At 64.9% G+C, this 3,310-nt stretch carries 5 protein-coding genes and 1 pseudogene; 4 read left to right on the top strand and 2 right to left on the bottom strand.

Features of this window, described 5'->3' with window-relative positions; all coding sequences use genetic code 11:
* The 4 genes and pseudogenes from VED21_RS11450 to VED21_RS11435 form a co-directional block, all read left to right on the top strand.
* Positions 1 to 505 (top strand): annotated as a pseudogene (locus VED21_RS11450) (dihydrolipoyl dehydrogenase); the annotation flags it as partial.
* A 60-nt stretch (positions 506 to 565) separates the two neighbouring features.
* Positions 566 to 1,090, top strand: a complete 525-nt coding sequence (locus VED21_RS11445; protein WP_324882484.1) for a hypothetical protein — start codon at positions 566 to 568, stop codon at positions 1,088 to 1,090.
* The gene (lipA, locus tag VED21_RS11440; RefSeq protein WP_324882483.1) at positions 1,090 to 2,040 is read left to right on the top strand and encodes a lipoyl synthase; all 951 of its coding nucleotides are present in this window, start codon (positions 1,090 to 1,092) and stop codon (positions 2,038 to 2,040) included. Before VED21_RS11445 ends, lipA begins: the two co-directional genes overlap by 1 nt.
* 12 nt (positions 2,041 to 2,052) lie before the next feature.
* A complete protein-coding gene (locus VED21_RS11435) occupies positions 2,053 to 2,523 on the top strand; it encodes a type II toxin-antitoxin system RatA family toxin (protein ID WP_324882482.1) in 471 nt (156 codons plus the stop codon).
* Between the two features lie 136 nt (positions 2,524 to 2,659).
* Here VED21_RS11435 and VED21_RS11430 read toward each other — a convergent pair whose 3' ends face one another.
* On the bottom strand, positions 2,660 to 2,842 hold the full coding sequence (locus VED21_RS11430; RefSeq protein WP_324882481.1) for a hypothetical protein: 183 nt from the start codon (positions 2,840 to 2,842) through the stop codon (positions 2,660 to 2,662).
* 18 nt (positions 2,843 to 2,860) lie between these two features.
* Positions 2,861 to 3,013: an entericidin A/B family lipoprotein gene (locus tag VED21_RS11425; protein ID WP_324882480.1), complete on the bottom strand. Its 153-nt coding sequence runs from the start codon at positions 3,011 to 3,013 to the stop codon at positions 2,861 to 2,863.
* Between the last annotated feature and the right edge of the window lie 297 nt (positions 3,014 to 3,310).

Here is a 3,310-nt window from a genome sequence, read left to right as displayed (position 1 = left end):
CTGCCGCACCGGCGAGCCCGGCGTCTACGCCATCGGCGACGTGACCCAGCCCCCCTGGCTGGCGCACAAGGCCAGCCACGAGGGCGTCATCTGCGTGGAGGCCATCGCCGGCAAGCACCCGCACCCGCTCGACATCCGCTCCATCCCCGGCTGCACCTACTCCCACCCGCAGGTGGCGTCGGTCGGCCTGACCGAGGCGAAGGCCAAGGAGCAGGGCTACGACGTGAAGGTCGGCCGCTTCCCCTTCATGGGCAACGGCAAGGCCATCGCGCTGGGCGAGCCGGAGGGCTTGGTGAAGACGGTCTTCGACGCCAAGACCGGCGAGCTGCTGGGCGCGCACATGGTCGGGGCCGAGGTGACGGAACTGATCCAGGGCTACACGGTCGCCAAGACCATGGAGACCACGGAGCAGGAGCTGATGCACACCGTGTTCCCGCACCCGACCCTGTCGGAGATGATGCACGAGTCCGTCCTTGATGCCTATGGCCGGGCGATCCACTTCTAGTTAGATTGTGATCCTGGCTATGCCCGGTCGGCATAGGCCGCCCGGGCATCAGGAGGGATTATGGACGAGAATCCGTACGCAAATCTCGCTAAGGCCGTAGCCGACAAGCGACGCGAAGAACTGAATGCTGAGCGTATCAGAAATGAAGCTGCTCTGCATGATGCGGAGGAAGCGCGGAGAGAAGCTATCAATATAGTTGATTCAATTTTTGATAACATTATTGTTCCTGAGATGAAAAAAGCTTGCGAAGCATTTAGTAAAGCTGGGGTTGATGCCCAGGTTAAATGTGAGCGTGGGGTGGTTGCGTCGTCACAGATTCCGAGCGCCAGCCTCAAACTTCAGGTTCGGCAACGCGAGATGGAGGGGCCATCCATATCGTTCGATGCTACTCCCGATCTAGCGAAGGTGATCATTCAAATACGCATGGCTTCGAGGTCGATTCATGCCGCATTTTCACCGTTTGCGACGGCAAGCGACGATTCGTATAGAAACGCAGTTGTGCCTGTGGAGCAAGTTTCGTTGCAGTCCGTTGGCGCGCTTCTAAGGGAGTTCATTCAGAATACACTTCCAAAGGTTCTTCGTTAATGCCTGACCAATCCGAGAAGCTCCGCCATCCCGAAAAGGCCCACCGGCCGGACAACCCCATCCAGCGCAAGCCGATGTGGATCCGCGTCAAGGCCCCGACCAGCGCCGAGTACCACGAGACGCGCACCCTCATGCGCGACCTCAAGCTGAACACGGTGTGCGAGGAGGCAGCCTGCCCGAACATCGGCGAGTGCTGGAAGCACAAGCACGCCACGTTCATGATCCTCGGCTCGATCTGCACGCGCGGCTGTTCCTTCTGCAACGTCGAGACCGGCCGCCCCGACAAGCTGGACCCGCACGAGCCGGAGAACGTGGCCGAGGCGGTGGGGCAGCTGAAGCTCAACCATGTGGTCGTCACCTCGGTCGACCGCGACGACCTGGACGACGGCGGGGCCGACCACTTCGCCCGCACCATCGCCGCCATCCGCCGCCACGCGCCGGACACCACCATCGAGATCCTGACCCCCGACTTCCAGAAGAAGAAGGGTGCGGTCGAGGTGGTCGCGGCGGCGAAACCGGACGTGTTCAACCACAATCTGGAAACGGTGCCGCGCCTCTACCCGACGATCCGTCCGGGAGCGCGTTACTTCACCTCGCTTCAGCTGTTGGCGAAGGTGAAGGAGATCGATCCATCCATGTTCACGAAGTCCGGAATCATGGTCGGCCTCGGCGAGACCAAGGAAGAGGTGGCGCAGGTCATGGACGACCTGCGCGCCGCCGACGTCGACTTCCTCACCATCGGCCAGTACCTGCAGCCCACGCCCAAGCACGCGGCGGTGGACCGCTTCGTCACGCCGGAGGAGTTCGAGGGCTACGCCCGCCTCGCCCGCGCCAAGGGCTTCCTGATGGTGTCGGCGAGCCCGCTGACCCGTTCCTCCTACTTCGCCGGCGACGACTTCGCGCGGCTGCGCGAGGCGCGCGCCGCGAAGCTCGCCGCAGCGGCCGGCTGACGGGGCAGGGCCATGCCGACGCACGCGCAGAAGAAGGTGCTGCCCTACACGCCGGAGCAGATGTACCGGCTGGTGGCCGACGTGGAGCGCTATCCGGAATTCCTGCCCTGGTGCCTCGCCGCGCGCATCCGCCGGCGCGAGGGCAACGTGATGTACGCGGACCTCGTCATCGGCTTCAAGATGATCCGCGAGCGCTTCACCTCGCGCGTCGAACTGAACGAGCCGGGCATGCGCATCGACGTTCAGTACACCGACGGGCCGTTCCAGTACCTGAACAACCACTGGATCTTCCTGCCGCACGAGAAGGGCACCTGCGTGGACTTCTTCGTGGACTTCGAGTTCCGCTCGGCGATCCTGCAGAAGATCATGGGCGTGCTGTTCAACGAGGCGGTGACCCGCATGGTCAACGCCTTCGAGATCCGCGCGCAGAAGCTCTACGGCACCCAGCCCGCCAAGGCCGGCGCCGGCGTGAACGCGGCGTAAGTCCGTCCGACACCTCTCCAAGTCGTCATGCCCGGGCCCAGTCCCGGGCACCCACGCACTCCGGTTCACCCAAGCGCACACGCAAACGGAGCCGCCCCCTCCCGGGCGCGGCTCCGTCGCTGAAAAATCGAGCCCCCTACGCCGTGAACGGCGGCGGGATGCCGGGGGAGGTCGGGTCGCTGGGCGGCGTCACCTCCGGCGGGGTCTCCGGGTTGGGTGGAATGCGCGGCTCCGGCGTCGGGGCCGGGCGGTCGGGCGAGGGGGAGGTCGGGCCGCCGGGCGGCGGGACCTCCGGGACCGGCTTGTGCGGATCACTCAAGGCAAAATCCCCCATGCCTCAGTCGGCGGACCGTTCGATGGCACGCCCGCCGGACTGCACGTCCCGCCCCATGCCTTCCATCGTATTGCAGGCGCCCAGCATGGCGGTCAGCGCGACCAGGAAGCTCAACATCGCGATTTGGCGAACGGGAAGCCGGATCGTGCGGGTCATCGCCCAGTCTCCTTGTTGAAGAACACCGTTGAAGAACACCTGCTCTGTGAACGGCGCGTCCGGCCCGTTGGTTCCGGATGCGCGCGCGCAACGGGCAACTGCGCAATCGGAATGGCCTCCTTCCTTGACGCAGTAATTCGCTCGGCCATGATGGCGTCCCCTTGCCCGTCACCGCCGGAATCCCCCGCATGAGCGCCAGCGAAACCCTCGTCCGTCCGCTGTCCGGCCGTGTCCGCACCCACGTGATGGAGCTGCTGCGCCTCGCCGCACCCGTCATCGTGTCGCGCGCCGGGCTGA

The sequence above is a fragment of the Azospirillum sp. genome, assembly GCF_035627195.1.
In the GTDB taxonomy this organism is placed as follows: Bacteria; Pseudomonadota; Alphaproteobacteria; order Azospirillales; family Azospirillaceae; genus Azospirillum.
Note: the sequence above shows the minus strand (reverse complement) of the source record. Positions and strands in the feature narration are given on the sequence as shown.